22 protein-coding genes and 2 pseudogenes are annotated in these 17,359 nt (G+C 47.2%); 6 read left to right on the top strand and 18 right to left on the bottom strand.

Translation table 11 applies throughout. The features are described 5' to 3' along the window. Positions 1–459, top strand: a 459-nt coding sequence (locus CCB157_RS11840; protein ID WP_143287029.1) for a transposase, incomplete at its 5' end; no start/stop codon positions are given. 419 nt (positions 460–878) lie between these two features. On the opposite strand, the gene CCB157_RS11835 is transcribed toward CCB157_RS11840, so the two are convergent. The 4 genes from CCB157_RS11835 to CCB157_RS11820 form a co-directional block, all read right to left on the bottom strand. Further along, positions 879–1,541: a hypothetical protein gene (locus CCB157_RS11835; protein WP_193432295.1), complete on the bottom strand. Its 663-nt coding sequence runs from the start codon at positions 1,539–1,541 to the stop codon at positions 879–881. Positions 1,542–1,798: 257 nt separating this feature from the next. Next, positions 1,799–2,194 (bottom strand): VOC family protein, encoded by a 396-nt coding sequence (locus tag CCB157_RS11830; RefSeq protein ID WP_077616096.1) that lies wholly within the window; start codon positions 2,192–2,194, stop codon positions 1,799–1,801. A gap of 467 nt (positions 2,195–2,661) precedes the next feature. Then, positions 2,662–4,788: a heavy metal translocating P-type ATPase gene (locus CCB157_RS11825; protein ID WP_077616095.1), complete on the bottom strand. Its 2,127-nt coding sequence runs from the start codon at positions 4,786–4,788 to the stop codon at positions 2,662–2,664. Then, complete coding sequence (locus tag CCB157_RS11820) at positions 4,763–5,146, bottom strand: ArsR/SmtB family transcription factor (RefSeq protein WP_077616099.1); 384 nt, start codon at positions 5,144–5,146, stop codon at positions 4,763–4,765. The genes CCB157_RS11825 and CCB157_RS11820 overlap by 26 nt, the downstream gene beginning before the upstream one ends. A 219-nt stretch (positions 5,147–5,365) precedes the next feature. Between CCB157_RS11820 and CCB157_RS11815 the strand changes: the two genes are divergently transcribed. From CCB157_RS11815 to CCB157_RS18085, 4 genes and pseudogenes are all read left to right on the top strand, one after another. Beyond that, positions 5,366–5,692, top strand: coding sequence for an ArsR/SmtB family transcription factor (locus tag CCB157_RS11815; protein WP_077616094.1), 327 nt, complete (start codon positions 5,366–5,368; stop codon positions 5,690–5,692). 65 nt (positions 5,693–5,757) lie between these two features. Then, positions 5,758–5,829 (top strand): annotated as a pseudogene (locus CCB157_RS18090) (ArsB/NhaD family transporter); the annotation flags it as partial. Between the two features lie 160 nt (positions 5,830–5,989). Beyond that, positions 5,990–6,412 (top strand): arsenate reductase (thioredoxin), encoded by a 423-nt coding sequence (arsC, locus tag CCB157_RS11810; RefSeq protein WP_077616093.1) that lies wholly within the window; start codon positions 5,990–5,992, stop codon positions 6,410–6,412. A gap of 80 nt (positions 6,413–6,492) precedes the next feature. Further along, positions 6,493–6,666: pseudogene (locus CCB157_RS18085) on the top strand (thioredoxin-disulfide reductase); the annotation flags it as partial. Positions 6,667–6,951: 285 nt separating this feature from the next. On the opposite strand, the gene CCB157_RS11800 reads toward CCB157_RS18085, so the two are convergent. The 10 genes from CCB157_RS11800 to CCB157_RS11755 form a co-directional block, all read right to left on the bottom strand. Further along, positions 6,952–7,818, bottom strand: a complete 867-nt coding sequence (locus CCB157_RS11800; RefSeq protein WP_077616092.1) for a permease — start codon at positions 7,816–7,818, stop codon at positions 6,952–6,954. Then, positions 7,796–8,191: an ArsR/SmtB family transcription factor gene (locus CCB157_RS11795; protein WP_077616091.1), complete on the bottom strand. Its 396-nt coding sequence runs from the start codon at positions 8,189–8,191 to the stop codon at positions 7,796–7,798. Before CCB157_RS11795 ends, CCB157_RS11800 begins: the two co-directional genes overlap by 23 nt. A gap of 151 nt (positions 8,192–8,342) precedes the next feature. After that, positions 8,343–8,678 (bottom strand): DUF3147 family protein, encoded by a 336-nt coding sequence (locus tag CCB157_RS11790; protein ID WP_077616090.1) that lies wholly within the window; start codon positions 8,676–8,678, stop codon positions 8,343–8,345. Beyond that, positions 8,666–9,091 carry a MarR family winged helix-turn-helix transcriptional regulator gene (locus CCB157_RS11785; RefSeq protein ID WP_077616089.1) on the bottom strand — a complete coding sequence of 142 codons (426 nt, stop codon included), beginning with the start codon at positions 9,089–9,091 and terminating at the stop codon, positions 8,666–8,668. The genes CCB157_RS11790 and CCB157_RS11785 overlap by 13 nt, the downstream gene beginning before the upstream one ends. Before the next feature lie 375 nt (positions 9,092–9,466). After that, positions 9,467–9,883, bottom strand: coding sequence for a DUF5360 family protein (locus CCB157_RS11780; RefSeq protein ID WP_077616098.1), 417 nt, complete (start codon positions 9,881–9,883; stop codon positions 9,467–9,469). Between the two features lie 15 nt (positions 9,884–9,898). Beyond that, entirely contained in the window at positions 9,899–10,225 is a 327-nt protein-coding gene (locus tag CCB157_RS11775; protein WP_143287028.1) for a DMT family transporter, read from the bottom strand. Continuing rightward, the gene (locus CCB157_RS11770) at positions 10,222–10,806 is read right to left on the bottom strand and encodes a TetR/AcrR family transcriptional regulator (protein WP_202970042.1); all 585 of its coding nucleotides are present in this window, start codon (positions 10,804–10,806) and stop codon (positions 10,222–10,224) included. Before CCB157_RS11770 ends, CCB157_RS11775 begins: the two co-directional genes overlap by 4 nt. 133 nt (positions 10,807–10,939) lie before the next feature. Further along, positions 10,940–12,208, bottom strand: a complete 1,269-nt coding sequence (locus tag CCB157_RS11765) for a hypothetical protein (protein ID WP_077616087.1) — start codon at positions 12,206–12,208, stop codon at positions 10,940–10,942. Between the two features lie 87 nt (positions 12,209–12,295). Next, entirely contained in the window at positions 12,296–12,529 is a 234-nt protein-coding gene (locus CCB157_RS11760; protein WP_158077294.1) for an Ig-like domain-containing protein, read from the bottom strand. Between the two features lie 423 nt (positions 12,530–12,952). Further along, a complete protein-coding gene (locus tag CCB157_RS11755; RefSeq protein WP_077616086.1) occupies positions 12,953–13,519 on the bottom strand; it encodes a nitroreductase family protein in 567 nt (188 codons plus the stop codon). Between the two features lie 543 nt (positions 13,520–14,062). On the opposite strand from CCB157_RS11755, the gene CCB157_RS11750 reads away from it, so the two are divergent. Continuing rightward, positions 14,063–14,629 carry an LOG family protein gene (locus CCB157_RS11750; protein ID WP_077616085.1) on the top strand — a complete coding sequence of 189 codons (567 nt, stop codon included), beginning with the start codon at positions 14,063–14,065 and terminating at the stop codon, positions 14,627–14,629. Between the two features lie 487 nt (positions 14,630–15,116). Here CCB157_RS11750 and CCB157_RS11740 read toward each other — a convergent pair whose 3' ends face one another. From CCB157_RS11740 to CCB157_RS11725, 4 genes are all read right to left on the bottom strand, one after another. Beyond that, positions 15,117–15,698 carry an NAD(P)H-dependent oxidoreductase gene (locus tag CCB157_RS11740; RefSeq protein WP_077616083.1) on the bottom strand — a complete coding sequence of 194 codons (582 nt, stop codon included), beginning with the start codon at positions 15,696–15,698 and terminating at the stop codon, positions 15,117–15,119. An 86-nt stretch (positions 15,699–15,784) separates the two neighbouring features. After that, positions 15,785–16,132, bottom strand: coding sequence for a DUF4260 domain-containing protein (locus tag CCB157_RS11735; RefSeq protein WP_077616082.1), 348 nt, complete (start codon positions 16,130–16,132; stop codon positions 15,785–15,787). 2 nt (positions 16,133–16,134) lie between these two features. Further along, positions 16,135–16,722, bottom strand: coding sequence for a TetR/AcrR family transcriptional regulator (locus tag CCB157_RS11730; RefSeq protein ID WP_077616081.1), 588 nt, complete (start codon positions 16,720–16,722; stop codon positions 16,135–16,137). A 60-nt stretch (positions 16,723–16,782) separates the two neighbouring features. Then, the gene (locus CCB157_RS11725) at positions 16,783–17,007 is read right to left on the bottom strand and encodes a regulatory protein RecX (protein WP_077616080.1); all 225 of its coding nucleotides are present in this window, start codon (positions 17,005–17,007) and stop codon (positions 16,783–16,785) included. Positions 17,008–17,359: the final 352 nt, after the last annotated feature.

Here is a 17,359-nt window from a genome sequence, read left to right as displayed (position 1 = left end):
GATGTGCAGCGCTGTGTCGTGCACAAAGTCCGCAACACCCTCAGCCGTGTTCGGAAAAAAGATCAATTCGAAATGGCCGAGGATCTCAAGCTGATTTATCGCGCGCCGAATAAGGAGATGGCGTTACAAATGTTTCAACAGTTTGAGTCGAAATGGTCCAGCAAATATCCAAGAGAAGTTCAATCTTGGGCCAATGAGTTGGATGTCCTCCTTACATTTATGGATTATCCAAGCAGTATTCGAAGTGTGATTTATACGACCAATGCCATCGAACGAACGATCAAGGAGATTCGGAAACGTCTAAAGCCGATGAACAGTTTGAGCAGTTTAGAAGCCGCTGAAAAAGTCGTATATTTGACCGTTCAAGATTTTAACGAGAAATGGGCAGAACGAAAGTTGCGAGGATTTGCCGAAGCGCAGGAAGCCCTCGAGCGAATGTTTGAAGAACGTTATCATTAACCAAATAATGTAAATAGATGAGATGAGGGGATTCTCCCTTTCCCCCTCAAGAGACTGAATATTCAGTCCCCTGGGGGGGAACCAGCCCCCCCTCTATTCCAAATCTATTTCAGAGATACCCTATCTATCTTACATTACACAAAATTCTTGACGGTACCCGCAGACTGGCACAGATTTTTTTGAACGCTGCATAAATCTCGTAAATGTTTGAATTACGATATCGGAACGGGAAATGAGACACAATGGTTAGAGCAATAGGCCCTAATAATGCACATATATTGTATTCTTAAATTTTTAATTACACTGCTGCAGCGGGCTGAAACACTACTGATTGCCATGATTCAGGAAATCGATGTTTCATGGTGCCTATACAAAAAAGATGAAAGAGGCTCATGGAACATGTTGCTCTAGATCGCGGATTAATTGGCGCTTGTATCATATTTGGAAATCGAGCGTTTTCTGTCCGTGGTGATTTGATGATCAAAGGCTTTTTCATAATATGAAACCACATCAGATTGTTTGGCATAAGCGTTCACCGTTTGGCTTGTGACGGTGCGATCGATATTTGCCACAAGTGTGTTCGAGTGCGGACCCGAAATTAATAACGATCCGTCATCTTGCGCATAGGCTAAAAATACATAGGTTTTACCGACTTCCGGGAGAGCATCGTCCTCAAATATGACAATGGAATCCCCCTTTTTGTCAATACCGCCAGCTTTTTGAACGGGAATCGATTGATCGGTTTGCAAGCTGCCTTTTATATTTTTTAAAACCGTGACTTTATAATTGGTATAAGGCGTTGCAATCTCTTTTGTGCCATTTTCTGTTTCAATTTGGACCTTATTTTTGTATACCGTTTTTCCTTTTTTATCGACACGGGCCAAAAAAACATAATCCGCGTCACCGACGGTTGCCCGGGGATCATCCATGTTGATGGAAAACGAACCTTCCATGTAAACTTTGGCCCGATGTTTTCCTTCCGCATTTGACTCCTTATTATGCGAACACGCCCCCATGATGGCCATAAGCATCAATATTGTCAGGATCGATAAAAACGAACGGCTTTTTTGCCTGCCTTTCAATTTAACCCCTCCTAACTCGTCCAATCGCATATATGCGTCCTCGACGGCAACCTCATGTTATGATGGACCATTCCACATTGGATGTCCCCGGCCTTTTAAAGATTTTTTCAGCCATCTGTTCCAAATATGACATTGTGATAAATGGCGGTTCATGATGGGAAAGTGTATGGTCCGGTGCGGTATTCATATACAAGAAAACCGCCCATAAAAGAGCGGTGAATGCTGTGCGGATTTTTATCGGTATCCTCTCTTACCGGTTATTTTGCCAAGTTCAGTTGCCATGAAACGCCGTATTTATCTTGCACCCAACAAAACTTTTTACTAAATGGATAAGCGGCCAACGGCATTAAAACCTTGCCGCCCTCGGATAGTTTCTCATAAATCCGGTCGAGCTCGTCTTCCGTATCACAATTGACATACAATGAAATGGAAGGTGTGAAAGTAAAATCATGTTTCACGTTGCTGTCAATGCACATAAATTCTTGGCCGTTTAATGAAAATATCGCATGCTTCACCGTCCCTTCTTCCCCCTCCTCATTGGCGCCATAACGGGAAATACTGATGATTTCCGACTTGTCAAATAGAGAAGTATATAAATTCATCGCCTCTTCCGCCTGGCCTTGGAACATCAAAAACGTCGTGATTTTTTGCATCGCGAACAGACTCCTTATCGTTTAGTTAGTGATTATGTTTGTATTCTCGTCCCTATGATGAATCCTTTTGAAACTAAACTTCCCGTTCGCCCATAAATATATTATTCCGCAAAGTTTGCCGAAACCCTCTTTTTTCTTTTTTCGTTCTCCCGTGCTGATGGTAAATTTTCTTCATGGAGGCGGGAGGTCTTCAACCACCGCTCCAGAACGAATGAACACCGACCGTTCAAAGGAAGCCCGCATTTGCCCTGGGGTTTCCTCGCCGTTATGATCGTATGAGTTGCCCGGTTCACGTTTGCTTCAGGGAAGAAAGATTGCGGGAACAAGCTCGATCGCGGTGAAGGCGAGCGACCACCAGAAGGTGCGCCCGAACGCATCTGCCCGCGCGGACAGTTATGTCACAATGATACGCGCTCAACGGCTTGTTAGTCATGTGGTTATTGCTCTCATTGAAAAACGCCGGATGCTTAATCTTTCACTTTCAGCAATCTCAGCCCATTTAAAGTAACGATCAACGTTGCGCCCATATCCGCAAAGACAGCCATCCATAGGGTGAGCCAACCCGGTCCGATGAGCAATAAGGCTACCGTTTTTATTGCTAAGGAAAAAGTGATGTTCTGCTTAATGATTTGCAACGCTTTGCGACTTAACTGCATGGTGAAAGGCAATTTTCCCAAGTCATCAGCCATCAGCACGATATCCGCCGTTTCAAGGGCCGAATCCGTACCGGCTCCTCCCATGGCAATCCCAACTGTAGAGGCTGCAAGGGCAGGCGCATCGTTGACCCCGTCGCCGACCATCGCGACTTTGGAACCGTCTGAACGAAGTTGTTTGATAAACTCAAATTTGTCTTGAGGCAACCGTTCAGCCTGAACTTCGCCAATTCCTAATTGTTTACCGATCGCCTCAGCCGTGGCCCGGTTATCGCCAGTCAACATGACCGTCTTTTTAATCCCCAGTTCATGCAACCGTCGGATTACTTCCTTACTGTTTTCCCTTACATCATCCGCTGCGGCAATCAGAGCCAGCATTTCGCTTTCCGTTCCCAATGCCATCACGGTTTTTCCTTGTTGTTGAAGATCAAGCATTCGTTTCTTCGTTTGGTCTGGAATGCCGGCCGGCAAGAGTTCTTCAAATAGTCCAGGACTGCCCATGTAATAATAAATCCCGTTTATCTTTGCTCGGACCCCTTTTCCCGTCAGAGAGAAGAAATCTTCGACCTCGCGAATTGGAACGGCTTCTTCCTCCGCTTTCCGCAAAATCGCTGAGGCCAACGGGTGCTGTGAGTGTTTCTCAATGGTTGCCGCTATGCTTAAGAACTCTTTTTCTTTGTCGGATATCAACGGAATAAAGTCTGTCACCACCGGAACCCCACGCGTTAAAGTCCCTGTTTTATCAAAGGCCACGACGGAAAGCGCTCCGGCTTCCTCCAAATGGATGCCGCCTTTGATCAGCACTCCGTTTCGCGCGGCATTTCCGATGGCCGTCACTATGGAAACCGGTGTTGAAATCACCAATGCGCATGGGCAACCCACGACCAAAAGAGCCAACCCGCGATAGATCCAATCGTTCCAATCCGCTTGGAACAGAAGAGGCGGAATAACAGCAACCAGAAATCCGGCCATCAGAATGGCAGGCGTATAAATCTTGGCAAAACGGTCGACAAAAGTTTGAGAAGGCGCTTTTTCCGCCTGGGCTTCTTCGACCAAATGGATGATCTTGGCAATGGTCGTATCTTCGACGCGTTTGGTTACTTTGACTTCCAACAGCCCTTCTTCATTTATCGTTCCGGCATATACTTGATCGCCTACATTTTTTGTCACCGGGATGGATTCCCCTGTAATCGGAGCTTGGTTAATTGAGGAACTTCCTTTGACGACCACGCCATCCATGGCCAGTTTTTGCCCCGGCTTCACAATCATGATGTCTCCTATCTGGACCTCATCGACCGGAATCAAGAACTCCTTGCCTTCACGGCGAACAAGAGCTTGCTTGGGGGCAACGTCCATCAGTTCGCGGATGGATTGACGGGCCTGATTCATGGAATAGGTTTCCAACGCTTCGCTGATGGCAAAGAGAATGACCACAGTCGCGCCTTCTCCCCACTCACCAATGAAAGCAGCACCTAAGACGGCAATCGTCATCAAGGTATACATATCAAATCGGAGTCGAGTGAGGTTTAGCAATCCTTTCCGGAACAAAGCATATCCGCCTATTAACATGGAAAGGAAATAAAAAGCTACAGAAAGAAGGCTGTCTTCGCCATAGAACTTACCCATCAACCAGCCGATCATGAGAAGCGCCAATGAAACCCCGACTTGAATGGCTTCATTCCGCTTCCAAAAGGGTTCTCTCTCCATACGGACGTCCTGATTTTCCGGATAAATCTTCAGGCTCTCAAATGCGCCGGCCTTCTCCAAATCTTTTATGGAAGGCTCCCCATATACGGTGATTTTAGCGGCTCCAAAGTTTACCTGGGCATCCCTGACACCGGGAAGCTTTTTCACATTCCCCTCAAACTTTGCTGCACAGCTGGCACAGGTGAACCCTTGAACACGGTACACTTTTTTATCTTGAACTTTTACTTGCTCCACTTGTGGTTAACCCCTTATTTTGAGTGAATGCCAATTGGACAAGTTGTTTGACATGGTCATTATCCAGAGAATAAAAAACCATTTTTCCTTCTTTCCGATACTTCGCAAAGCCGATATTCCGAAGAAAGCGCAAATGATGGGAAGCCGCAGCTACTGTGGATTCGATAATATTCGCTACATCACAAACACAAAGCTCATCCTCTTGAACCAAAGCATAAACAATTTTTAGGCGCGTCGGATCGGCCAACGCTTTGAAAAGCTGTGCCGTGCCGAGAAAGTCTTCTTGTTCCAGCGAACGATGGACCCGCCGCACTTTCGCTTCATCATAACAGTAAATATCGCAACGATCTTCAGCCAAAAACAACACCCCATTATAACATTCAAATGATTATTTTAATAATAACGCAAGATGATCAAACAATCAAACCATTGTTTTATTATTTATATTGACTACTCCCTGCTCAAGAAGCTCGTATCATTGTGTTAGATTGAGTTTCTCGAGAAAATCTTAGCTGGAATATAAATGTTTATTAAATTATAATATAAGCATATCTTTATATTTTATGGGGAGATATCTATGCTTGATTGGGAGCAATTAGCGGAGTATCACAAAGCACTGGGGGACAAAACTCGATTACGCATCCTCTCCTTGCTCAGAACAGAAGATCTATGCGTATGCGAATTAGTGGAACTCCTCAAAATGACTCAACCGGCCGTTTCCCAACACATGCGAAAGCTAAAAAATGCAAAACTCGTTAAGGAGCGACGCCAAGGAAAGTGGGTGTTTTATTCCCTTGATGGTTCCATGTTCCCTTTCTTCCAAGAGTTTCTCAAAACACTCCCGGATACCTCTAAGGAAATTGAAGAACTGAAAGCCAACGGATTAAAGGTTGTATGCGATTAAGCCAAAGAAGATTTGGTCTTGTCATGGATATCCGTTTTAACACTTATCGTTTTTTGATTGCATGAATTTTCGTGATTTGGCAACCTAAGGGGCTATCGATCGGTTGGTCCGCAACAGGAGACGCCATCCTGGCACTGCCATAAACCACGACAGACATGCCAATTTTAAAGATCCCAACGGCCAAAAACACAAGGACCGCATTTAAAACAATTGCCGTTACGGTTCAGACATCTCCCAAGCCCCCCCATTCCACCGAACTCCTCTGGGTATCCATCTTACACTAAAGGAGTGTACAACATGTCCGACAAAAAAATCATCTACTTCCTCTGTACAGGAAACTCTTGCCGTAGCCAAATGGCAGAAGGGTTTGGAAAGAAATATTTAGGCGATCGATTTGATGTATACAGCGCAGGGATTGAGGCGCACGGATTAAACCCGAAAGCAGTCAAAGTCATGGCGGAAAAAGGCATTGATATTTCCAATCAAAAGTCCGATATCATAGATCCGGAGTTGCTGAATAAAGCGGACTTTGTGATCACTCTCTGCGGCGATGCCAACGATAAATGCCCGATGACACCTCCGCACGTTCATCGTGATCATTTGGGATTTGAAGATCCGGCAAAGGCAAAAGGAACCGAAGAAGAAGTATGGGAAGTGTTCCGCCGTGTCAGAGACCAAATTGAGGCACGTATTATTCAGTTTGCGAAAGAAGGAAAATAACGGTTTTAGGAGAGGTCGAACATGGAAAAGGTTATCGTTTTGGGGACTGGGCCGGCAGGATTAACGGCAGCCATTTTAAAATGAAACCGGTCACGACTAAAACGAGTGTTCCAGGCGTGTTTGCCTGTGGCGATGTCCAAGATCATGTTTACCGTCAAGCCATTACCGCAGCGGGAACCGGTTGCATGGCCGTGCTGGATTGCGAGAGGTACTTGACAGGTTCAGCCGTTCATGATTGGAGTCCAACACAGTAGAAAGCCGAGCCACATCGATTTTGAGATGTGGCTTTAATCAAATGTTCAAAATGGCTGGGAATTCTTGTTTAGTTGCTGCGCGGGTCATCCAGGGTACACTTATTTAAAAAACACCGTTAGCCCTTTACCACCAAGGGCAAAGGGCTTTTGATGTTTAGCAACATTCTTGTTCAGTTTGTTCACCGCAACATGGTTCCTTTTGTTCTGATTGCACTTCTTGGATTTGAATGTTGCAACAGGATTCTTCTTTTTGGCTAAACCATTTCAGCATGTATTTCACCTCCTTTAAATGATATAAAACAGGAAGCCTGAAATAGAGGCCATCATCACAACGGAGACAACAAAAGCCATGACTAACCGTTTTTGAAAGATAGAGTTTAACAAGGTTAACTCAGGTAGGCTGGCACCTGTAGAACCAATCATTAAAGCCATGACAGGACCTAACGCCATTCCCTTTGTGATCAATATTTGCGAAAGCGGGATCATCGTGGAAATTCGGACATATAAAGGAATTCCGATGATGGCTGCCACAGGAACCAACCACCAGTTTTCACCACTAAAGTGTTCTGAAATCCATTGGGATGGTACCGCCTCATGGATGATCGAACCGATGCCCGCACCGATGAGGAGGTAAGGATAAACAGATTTCATTAAACCGAGCGTTTCCTTTAGAGCCCGTTTAAAACTGAATGTCACTTGCTTTTCTTCATATCCGGTCATGATAACCCGTTTCACTGCTTTTTCAAATCCCAATTTTTCTAAAGCAAGCCCAATGACAGCCGATAACATAGAAGTGATCAAGGTATAAGCGACCGCAACCTTTACTCCCAGTAGAGTGGCCATTAAGGTGATGATGGTTGGGTCCAAGACAGGAGAAGAAAAGAGAAAAACCATCACAATCCCAAACCGTACTTGCTTGTTTAACAGATTTACAACCACCGGAATGGTTGAACAGGAGCAAAAGGGAGTAACAAAGGCAAAGACAAGCGCAGCGATCACTCCAAGAAACGTATTCTTCCCGGACAATGCTTTGTTAATCTTGTCATAAGGAATGAGCCCTTGAAGGAGACTGATAAGAAATGAGATCACGACGAATAAAACAGTCAATTCGACTGCGATGGAAAAGAAATCATGGGCGATTTTGCTGAACATATGGGCTTTCCCTTCTTTCCCCATGCTCAATATGAGTTGCAACCGGGTCGCCATCAATATATAATCGATAAATTTCTTTCAAATAATCTTGAAATGTTGATCGGTTTATGGAATAAAAATTCCACTTCCCTACCTTGGTTTCTGTAACCAAGCCCGCATTTTTCAGTTCTTTCAGGTGATAAGAAACTTTTGATTGCGCCATATCCATCTGTTCTTGGATATCACAGACGCAAACGCCGCCCGTGCAACAAGCAACCGGAGGATTGACATCTAATTCACTATATCCGGCACGAATGAGATCGAGAATTTTCAAACGGATAGGATCGCTAAGGGCTTTTGCGATTTTAGCCAATTGCTCAGTGTTTAAAGTCATCTCTTACACCTTCTTCCAAAAGAACAGATCAAAATTTCTTGATATAAATTTACATCAATTTTTTTTGATGTGTCAATGCATAAATCAAAATTTTTTGATGTAATCACTAAAAAAAACAGACGCAGAATATGTCTCCTGCGCGGGAATCCATTTATATGTTCTTAAATACCATATTCTGTAGGACTAAAAATACCCCCCAACCGCCGATGCCTAATACAATCGATAAAATCAATGAATTGGAAGCCTTTAAGGACAAAGCGACAATGAACAATAAAAGGAAAGTTGCCGGCAGTCCCCATAAAACGCCAAATACAAATTTGCTTAGATTTGGCGTTTGTTCCCCTTGAATATAAAGCCAACTTAAACTGAGTAAACTCACCAACGGCAATGCGGCTATAATCCCGCCGAATGTCGGGAAGCGCTTTGCCACTTCCGTTACGATTCCAATTATGACGGCAGATACGACGATTTTTGCTAGCGCAAACATTGCTTTACTCCCTCGCTAAAAACGGAAAAAGCCTTTTGTATGATCTCCAAATCCGATGGGCTGAGATTTTCTAAAACCTTTCTCAATTTATCCCTATCTAATCGGGTATGACGATACAGCACGTTACGGCCTTTTTCAGTTAAAGCGACGAACACCTTTCTTTCATCCGTTCGGCTTCTGCGTTTCGTCACAAGCCCTTTTTTCATCAGTCTTTTTGTATGTTCAGAAGCGGTATTATGGGACACCTTTAAATGTTTGGCTAAATCCCCTATGGTCGCTTTCTCGTTTTTTTCAATATATTGCAATAAACGAATGGCTTGATGCGAGAGATTGTCATCGTAAACATAATGCAAGAGGTAATAGATGTCCGTCCATTGCTCGTTGATTGTCTCAACCATCTCGTCCAATTGCATACAGCGGCCTCCTTTCGCATTTATATCTTATTATAAGATATATTCTTATTGCAAGACATATAAGAGGAATAAAAGGGTGAGAGTGATTGAGTTTCCCGTTATAACGAATATGCAAACATAAAGATGCCTTAAAAAATCGGTGAGGCAAACGCCGCCGAATAAAACGAACAAGATGCCTTATCTTGATAAAACTCAGTGCGTCACGATCAGCAAATGAACATAAAAAATGATGGTCGTCAGCCGCTCTGCCTCCGACTGATCAACCATCAAAGCGATGCCTTTACCAGGCACCAGGATCACCGTACCTTGAGAATCGAAAAACCCGTTCGGTCATACAAAGCGGTTTTGTATGCGGCATTCAGATAAAGGATTTCTTTAAAAAGCGCGCGGCCGTGATTTTTCCCCTTTCTCCGTTGGCACAAGCAATTTCGGGATAAAAAACAACGGGTAAATCAGCAGAAAGGCGTTCGGTAGCCACCAAAGAGGATCGAAGTCAAGGCGAATCGCCCAAAAAGCGAGCGCTTGCAATCCGGAGCAAAACGTCAATACAAGGGAAATGAGAGCGGTCGAACGCCATGAAGAACGATTTTGCCCGTACTGCCGCAGACTGATCAAACCCGTTGCCGAAATAAGCAAATCCAAGGGCAAAAACGACCAGTTCCAGGCAACCAGAACCGGATGATCGTAATCTTTAAAGAGCCATTCGTGCGGAATGAGATGCAAAACGGTCATCAGCCAATAGAGAATAAAGGCCACGTCGACCGCGAGAAAATACCATTTCAAAGTCGTCATGACGTTGTTCATCGTTTATCCCTCGTTGTTCGTAACATTGAGGATCACGGTGCCGATCAAGATGAGCACGATGCCGATCGCCCGATAAAGGTCCAGCGTCTCGCGCCAGACAAAATAACCGATCATGACCGTACCGACCGTTCCCAAGCCCGACCAGATCGCGTAGGCGACACCCAGCGGGATATGTTTCAAGCTTAAGGAGAAGAAATAAAAGGCCGTGCCGTACCCGATGACGACGATGAGGCTTGGCCACAAGCGGCTGAACCCTTGTGAGGCTTTCAACGAAGCTGTCCCCACCACTTCGCTGGCGATGGCTATCAATAAAAACAGAAACGATTTCACGGTTTTTGTCCCCCTCCGGCCCATCTCTCAAGCAGCGCAAGCACGCGGGCGCGCTGCTCTCCCTTTGGCGGCGCCAGATCGAACAGGTCGGCGAACCACAGCCCGTCTGCGGCAAGGCGCAACACGGTCGCCAGAGCCGGAGCCAATCCGTCGTCATCGATCCGACGCTGCCATTCCCGCTGGCGTTCCCGCAGCGGATTCAGTAGTTGCGGATCGGTGACGACTGCCGCCAGCAAAGCAGCGCTGATCTCCCCCATCTGTTCCGCATCGGCAAACGTGCTGCGAATATAGGAACGAACAAACCGTCCATTCGCACTTGAACCCGCCGGATAATCCTCGGATTCCTTCCGCAGTTCCCGTTCAAGGCCGTCGTTGAACCGCTCCGTCAAGTAGTGCACCATCCCGGCAATCAAGTCCTTTTTTGAAGGGAAATGATAGAGCAGTCCCCCTTTGCTTACACCGGAAGCGCGCGCCACGGCATCCAGCGTCAAACGGCCGACCCCTTCCGCGCGGACAATCTGGCAGGCAGTTTCCAACAAGCGTTCCCGCGTTGTGGTCATCCCGGATTTCATATCGCTCATGCTCATTCACTCCTCTTATCTGAACTATACCGTCTGGACCGTATTGTTGTCGATCACGCGGCGCTTACTCTCATAAAAATAGGCAATCTCTCCCAACAAACATGGAGGAGATTGCCTTCATTTCTCTCAACTATCATCCATCCAATGCCAGCACTTCGCCGCTCACCGCATCCACAACATCGCCGCAATCAAGTTTTCCGCACAAAACATAGAGTTTTTGTTTGAAGTCATAAACGTAGACCGGCTTTAACTCAATCCGATCTTTTATTTTTTCATAAGCTTCTTCTTTTTTTATTTTAACTTTTTCAGGCGCTTGCAATGGACCGAAAATCTCCAACAAAGCTTGATTATCCATATAATTGACGGCTTGAAAATGTTCCGCATCGATCATGACGATCAGTTTTCTTGGAAGCGCGCGGGCCTCGGGCCGGCTTTCTCTCAATGTCGCATGAATATATCCGTTTTCGCGATGCAGCGTATGAAGCCGCCATTTTCCGCTGTCATTCGGATAAACCCGGCGCAGAAAATCGCGAACCGCCTCCACGCACTGTTCTTGCTCAGGCTTGGTAATCGGCAAAGAATCGGGATGTGGCTCGCCGGTGAAGGCTTGTTCGGCCGTTATGTTCTCCGTAAAACTCAATGCTTGGCTTTCAAATGGAAGCGCAAGCGGTTTGTTCCAAGACAGAATGTTGTCGATTTCCAGAAATGATCCTGCATTTTCAATGAGTCCAAAAGGCAGCGTCGATGACCCATCATTGGTGACAAAGAGCTCTTCCAACGCATAGACGGGAACGAGCCGCTTCTCTTCATAGGAAGGAAGTTCGATCAATCGGAATTGATCCTTCGTCAGATGTTCCACCTTTTCAAGGGAAAGGGCATAGCTTTCCTCCCGGACCATTTCTTCAGAAGGAAACGGACCGCTGACGGAAAATAAGGTGAGGTTTCTGTTCGGATCCCAGCGCAATTCGATAAACCCGGGCGGCGAAACCGGGATGCCGTCAAAACAAGCCTGAAAGTTGAACGCCCCTGGTTCTTCCCTTTCCAGTTGGAAGTGCAGCCCGTACGTTAATCCTGTCTCCTGTTCGATCCACTGGATCATGCCGTTTTTATCGAGACCGGCAAACGCAATCCCGCCGCGGGCATAAGTTTTGCCGCCAACAAAAATCACGTTCTGAACCCTGCGGCTCTTGACGTCGATGTCAATCACCGCGGTCCCGTCCGGATTTAAATCCTCATCCTCTTGTGCGATAATCGGATCCGGAAACCATTCCATGCTCAATGTGTACACGGTTTGATTAAAGAGATTGACATGCCGCGCGAACCGGTGCCTTTTTAAATCGTAATGGTGCAATCCAAATTTTGTCCTAATGAAATCAATCAGTTCTTGAACCCGTGCATCCATGGAAGGCCCCCCTGTAGATTAAGAAATGTCGTACCGGACAAAAAATGCCAGAAATCAACCTCTCCCATTTGGGAGAGGTTGGCTCTACTATTTCACTTTCACATAGCGATAACCGCTCTTATTTCCCGCTTTATCTTTTGCGTAAATCTTGAGGGTTGAGCCTTTTTTCTGTTTGCTGATGTGAACGACGTAGTTTCCTTTGGAGTTTGCCGTCCCTTTCCCAAGATATTTGCTTCCGTTATAGACGTAAACGGTGGAACCGGCTTCCGCCTTTCCTGATACGGTAGTCGATTTATAGGTTACGGTCTTGACCGTCGGTATCCCGGGTGGCGTTCGATCATATCCCCATTACAAATACTCTTACTGTATATTATTTTAGCACGATTTAAAATTGGTTTGCATATGAAATATCGGTCGGATGCACAATCTAGCCCCATTCGGAAAAAGATGAATCTATGAATAAAAAAGCCGCCGAGTAATGCCATTAGTAGAGGGCCTCGACGGCTGCTTTTGCCCGTAAAGGATTTAAAATGATGCCCCTGCTTAAAGATAACGCCGCAAACGCTTTCCCTGCAGTCCGTCCTTTAAAAAACCGCCCGCTTTATCTCGACCTCAAGCCGCCGAAACATCTTGGGTAATTACATTTTTAATCCGCAAATCCAAAAACGCTTTCGCCAAAATAAAAAAGAGCCCGCACCGCAAACGCAAAATCGTTTGCAGGTGACGGGCCCCTGTGCCAAGCCATCAACCGATCCAAATCGTTTTTTCTTCGGCCGGAGTCCGTTGCGCTTTAATCTCCGATTCTTTTTTCGGATAACCGACATAAACAAAACCGATAATTTTATCGTTCTCATCTAATTGGAGAAACTTATGCAGCTCTTTTTCATACGCCATATCCCCGGTTCTTACTTTTGTAGCCAGGCCCTTTTCCGTTGCGACAAGCAAGAGGTTTTGCAAGGCGCAGCCGGTCGCCGCCACTTCTTCTATTTCTGGCACTTTTCCGGACGGGCTCGTGGCGATGACGATGATGACCGGCGCTCTCAGCGGAGCTTTTCGTGCTTTTTCAATCTTCTTTTGCGCTTCTTCTTCGCTCAAGCCCGCAGCCTTGGCCGCCGCAATGCGCGCCATTTCTTCACCGAATTTTACGCGCCCTTCTCCTTTGACGACGCGAAATTTCCAAGGCTCCGTTTTTTTATGGTTCGGCGCCCATATCGCAGCCTCCAATAATTCCCGGATCACATCGTCCGGTACCTCTCTATCTTCCACAGCGCCAATGGAACGGCGGGATTTGATTAAATCCATAATCTCCATGTGGACTCACTCCTTATTATAATTCTGAACATAGTAGAGTATAGGACAGTCGGGACACTCCTTCAAACGTCAAACAACAGTTGCCTTGAGCGACGGATCCATTCCCGCGCCGAACGATCCCGACTTGAACAGCGGCGCCGATCTCTTTTTGTCAAACGCCGCGGCGAAACGGATAGCGGCCGGCGCTCAAACTCTACCAAGGTCTCGCACGAAGCGCCGGCAGGACATAAACTAAGCCATTTTGAACGATCCGGCCGAATCGCGCATGACGCAAAGGTTAAAGCGTCACCCCGCGGAAATCCGGACAACATCGCCGACCGCAAAGCGAAAGGCCGGAAAACCCAAGCAAACGCCGCCTTCGCACGATCCGCATCACTCGCGCACAAAAGATTAGACATTGGGCCAAAGAGGCTTTTTTCCTTGTTGCCTTAAAACGGCGGCTGAAAACATGGGACACATTTTTTGATGCCCGCATCTTTAGTTTAACAGACTATTGCCACTTTTATATAATAGAAACGTTGAAAGATTAGGAGGGGATTTTATGTGAAACGGATCGCCGTATTTTGCGGCTCCAGCAACGGGGCCTCTCATCTCTATGTAGAAGGCGCCAAACAACTTGGCAAAGAACTGGCAAAACGGAACCTCACGCTTGTCTATGGCGGAGCCAGCGTTGGCGTGATGGGCGCCGTCGCGGACGCCGTTTTAGAGGGAGGCGGGCGTGTCATCGGTATTATGCCAAGCTTCCTTGAAAAAAGAGAAATCGCCCACAAACATTTATCAGAACTCATGATTGTGGATACCATGCACGAGCGAAAGGCCAAAATGGCTGAGCTGGCGGACGGATTTATTGCTCTGCCGGGCGGACCGGGAACGTTAGAGGAGTTTTTTGAAATGTTCACGTGGGCTCAATTGGGGCTCCATCAAAAACCGATTGGGCTATTAAATATTAACCATTATTTTGATCCCCTTGTCGAGCTGTTTAATCATATGACGAAGGAACAATTTTTACATGAACAATACCGTTCTATGGCGCTCGTAGACGACGAGCCAAGCCGGTTGCTTGAGCGATTTCACGCCTACGAACCGCCCGCCGTCAAAACTTATCGCTAAAACAAATTCTGAATGTCCAAAACAGGCCAAAGATGTCCCGTCTTGGTCTGTTTTCAATGAACTCCTCTTTTTGTGGCCAAGTCGCTCATTGATAGAGCACATGGCCCCGAAGCCTTGCAGTAAAATCGTAAACCTCCTAAACGGACAACCATGAAGGCGCCAGAGAACTGGCCTGCCAGGCGACCGTGCGACAAGCCCGCTTCCACGGCAAGCCGCTAAAGTGTACGGATTTCCCCACGGCGCCTTTCTTCTCTGTACAAACGTCGTGGAAGCACCAAATCCGCTCCGGCCCACACGGGACACCGAGCAATCGGTTTTTCCTTTCGGGCAGCGCTCCAGCATGCAGGTTTTCCTGAGCGATGAAATCCGCACGGCCGCCACCGTCCTCTCCGTCTTCGGGCCGCTTCATCTTTACCTGCAATTTTTTCAGCCGCTGCCGCTGTGCTTTTCCCGGACGGCAAGGATGCCCGAACCCCCTCCAATCCGTTTAGCGCAACCCGAAACGGGCTTGATGGTACAAGTAGGCCAACCACTTTTGACGTCGTTTGATGCTGCTCCGCTTGACGCCGGCAAACATGAAGCGCCTGACCTTGCGGATGCCGCAAAACTTGAGGATCGCATCTCGGATGACCGTCCATTCCACGCTTCGGCGAACCAGTCTGACGTACCATCCGGGCGAGTCCAGCGTATAGACCACCCACGCCGATTTTCCCTTCAGCAATCCCTTCGGCACCGCACCGTCATAACGATAGGCAAACCCGGAGGCAAAGACCCGATCGAAAAAGCCCTTCAAAATCGCCGGGACGCCATACCACCAAACGGGAAATATGAAGATGAGATGATCGGCGTCCCGCACGAGTTCACGATAATGTGCGGTTTCCGGATCGTTTTTAAGATCCCGGCGCCGGATTTTGTCGTTGTACACCAAAACCGGATTAAAACGGTCCTTGTACAGATCGATGACCGCATACGCATGACCGGCTTCTCGCAGCCCGCGTTCCACGGCTTTTAAAAGGGCGGCGTTAAAACTCTCCGGATTCGGGTGAGCGTAGATAATCAACACCTTCATCGAATGCCCTCCAACGTTCGATCACAGGATGGGAAACAACGGAATACCATCCGTTTGATTGTACAACCAACCAATAACAGAGAAAACTACAGCCTTTGAAAATGGGTATCCTGAAAAGCGGTCGGGTATTTCAGCCCAAAGCCCATCGCCCGGTCAAATCCAATATGCGCGGACCAGATCAAGCCAACCTGCAAAAGCAGCGGGCTTTGCTGCCACCATCCGGCCGCCAAGATGCCCGTGGGCAGAAAGTAACTGTGGGCCAAATTGTACACCATCGCCCCTACGCGGGGATTCACCCGATAGCCCGCCATCGCGATGTCCGGAGCGAGAAGGAAAACAAAAAACGCCGCCCAGTTTAGATGAAGCGTGTAATAGGCCGCCGCACTGAGCAGCGCCACGCACAAGCCTTCCAACCGCATGAGGACGCGAACCATAATCATTTTCCCTCGCTTTTTGTTTGGACAAACTGTTTGGCCATTTGACCCAGAACCCGGTAGGCTCCTTCTAAATCAAAATCCGGATCAATCAAAGCTTGCAAGGCCAGGCCTTCAAAACAAGCGAACAAAATGGCCGACAGCTCCGCCCCATTGGATAAAGGTTTGCCAGCTACAGCCTGCACGGTTCCTTCGATGCCCTCGCGTCCCTTTGTGAACAGCTCTTTGACCCCCGACCGGATCGTGGGATTCCGCAAGGCCAGGACATACAACTCGTAGCGCAGCTTATACCAGTCCGCATGTTCTCTCGTCCGTTTGAGCGGCTCGGCCAATGCGGCGTCGGCCAGCCGGTCTCCTGCGACGGTTGCCCGCATATGCTCCATCTCTCGGCAATACGCATCAGTCGCTTCTTTAACAACCGCCGCTAACAGTTCTTCTTTGTTCGCAAAGTAATAATGAACCAGCCCCGGCGACACCCCCGCCTCACGGGCAATGTCCTTTATGGAACAATTCTCATACCCCTTTTCGGCAAGCACCTTATAAGCCGCTTCGATCAATTTGGCCCGCGCATTCTTTTCTCTTGTTTTCATTCCGTCCTCCACTCACTTTTGATTGGTCATACAACCAATATATCATTCATGTGTGCGATGTCAAGATGTTCCATGGAGATGGCGCCCCTTTAAACAAGCCTCTGCGGCGAAGAACCGTAGCTGTTGTTGAGCGCAGCGATCGATGGCGGCGTCAATATGGGATGGTGGATAACCTCTTGCCGTCAATAGATTTCTGATGCGATCATATTGTTTTATAAAGGTGTCAAAAAGAACACCCCCCCTCGCATCCGAGAAAACGACGGCCACTTCATTTTTTAATGCCATTTTTTAATTCCCCCATTAGGTCAAGTCCATTTTATTGTGTAAATTTCCCTTTGATAGAAAGATGGACCTGATGACCTGACGTATGGCAGGTAAGTCCGGCAAGTCTCCCTGCCGGTCGCCTTCCCGGACTAATGATCATTGTTGTCAAAGTACAGGTGTGTCAAGGCGCTTTCGCGGCAACTCCTCGCTTCCGAGGTATTTCACGTTCTCCTTGACACGTCGAAGAAATTATCCCACTTTCTTGATCGCCGAAACTTCCTGATTCATCGTTTGAACGCCTAACTCTTTCGTTTTCCGCCACTGCCAATAGTCGGACATATCCAGGTATTTGCGTCCCGATATCCATTTTTCG

This window comes from Caenibacillus caldisaponilyticus, from assembly GCF_002003465.1.
Taxonomy (GTDB): Bacteria; Bacillota; Bacilli; order Bacillales; family Sporolactobacillaceae; genus Caenibacillus; species Caenibacillus caldisaponilyticus.
The sequence above is the reverse complement of the archived record's forward strand: the minus strand, read 5'-3'. Positions and strand labels throughout refer to the sequence as shown.

Coding starts and splice junctions, on each gene's coding strand:
- CCB157_RS11830 (WP_077616096.1), bottom strand. CDS start 2,194: ATGCAAAAAATCACGACGTTTTTGATGTTCCAAGGCCAGGCGGAAGAG.
- CCB157_RS11815 (WP_077616094.1), top strand. CDS start 5,366: ATGCTTGATTGGGAGCAATTAGCGGAGTATCACAAAGCACTGGGGGAC.
- arsC (WP_077616093.1), top strand. CDS start 5,990: ATGTCCGACAAAAAAATCATCTACTTCCTCTGTACAGGAAACTCTTGC.
- CCB157_RS11800 (WP_077616092.1), bottom strand. CDS start 7,818: ATGTTCAGCAAAATCGCCCATGATTTCTTTTCCATCGCAGTCGAATTG.
- CCB157_RS11795 (WP_077616091.1), bottom strand. CDS start 8,191: ATGACTTTAAACACTGAGCAATTGGCTAAAATCGCAAAAGCCCTTAGC.
- CCB157_RS11790 (WP_077616090.1), bottom strand. CDS start 8,678: ATGTTTGCGCTAGCAAAAATCGTCGTATCTGCCGTCATAATTGGAATC.
- CCB157_RS11785 (WP_077616089.1), bottom strand. CDS start 9,091: ATGCAATTGGACGAGATGGTTGAGACAATCAACGAGCAATGGACGGAC.
- CCB157_RS11780 (WP_077616098.1), bottom strand. CDS start 9,883: ATGACGACTTTGAAATGGTATTTTCTCGCGGTCGACGTGGCCTTTATT.
- CCB157_RS11770 (WP_202970042.1), bottom strand. CDS start 10,806: ATGAGCGATATGAAATCCGGGATGACCACAACGCGGGAACGCTTGTTG.
- CCB157_RS11765 (WP_077616087.1), bottom strand. CDS start 12,208: ATGGATGCACGGGTTCAAGAACTGATTGATTTCATTAGGACAAAATTT.
- CCB157_RS11755 (WP_077616086.1), bottom strand. CDS start 13,519: ATGGAGATTATGGATTTAATCAAATCCCGCCGTTCCATTGGCGCTGTG.
- CCB157_RS11740 (WP_077616083.1), bottom strand. CDS start 15,698: ATGAAGGTGTTGATTATCTACGCTCACCCGAATCCGGAGAGTTTTAAC.
- CCB157_RS11735 (WP_077616082.1), bottom strand. CDS start 16,132: ATGGTTCGCGTCCTCATGCGGTTGGAAGGCTTGTGCGTGGCGCTGCTC.
- CCB157_RS11730 (WP_077616081.1), bottom strand. CDS start 16,722: ATGAAAACAAGAGAAAAGAATGCGCGGGCCAAATTGATCGAAGCGGCT.
- CCB157_RS11725 (WP_077616080.1), bottom strand. CDS start 17,007: ATGGCATTAAAAAATGAAGTGGCCGTCGTTTTCTCGGATGCGAGGGGG.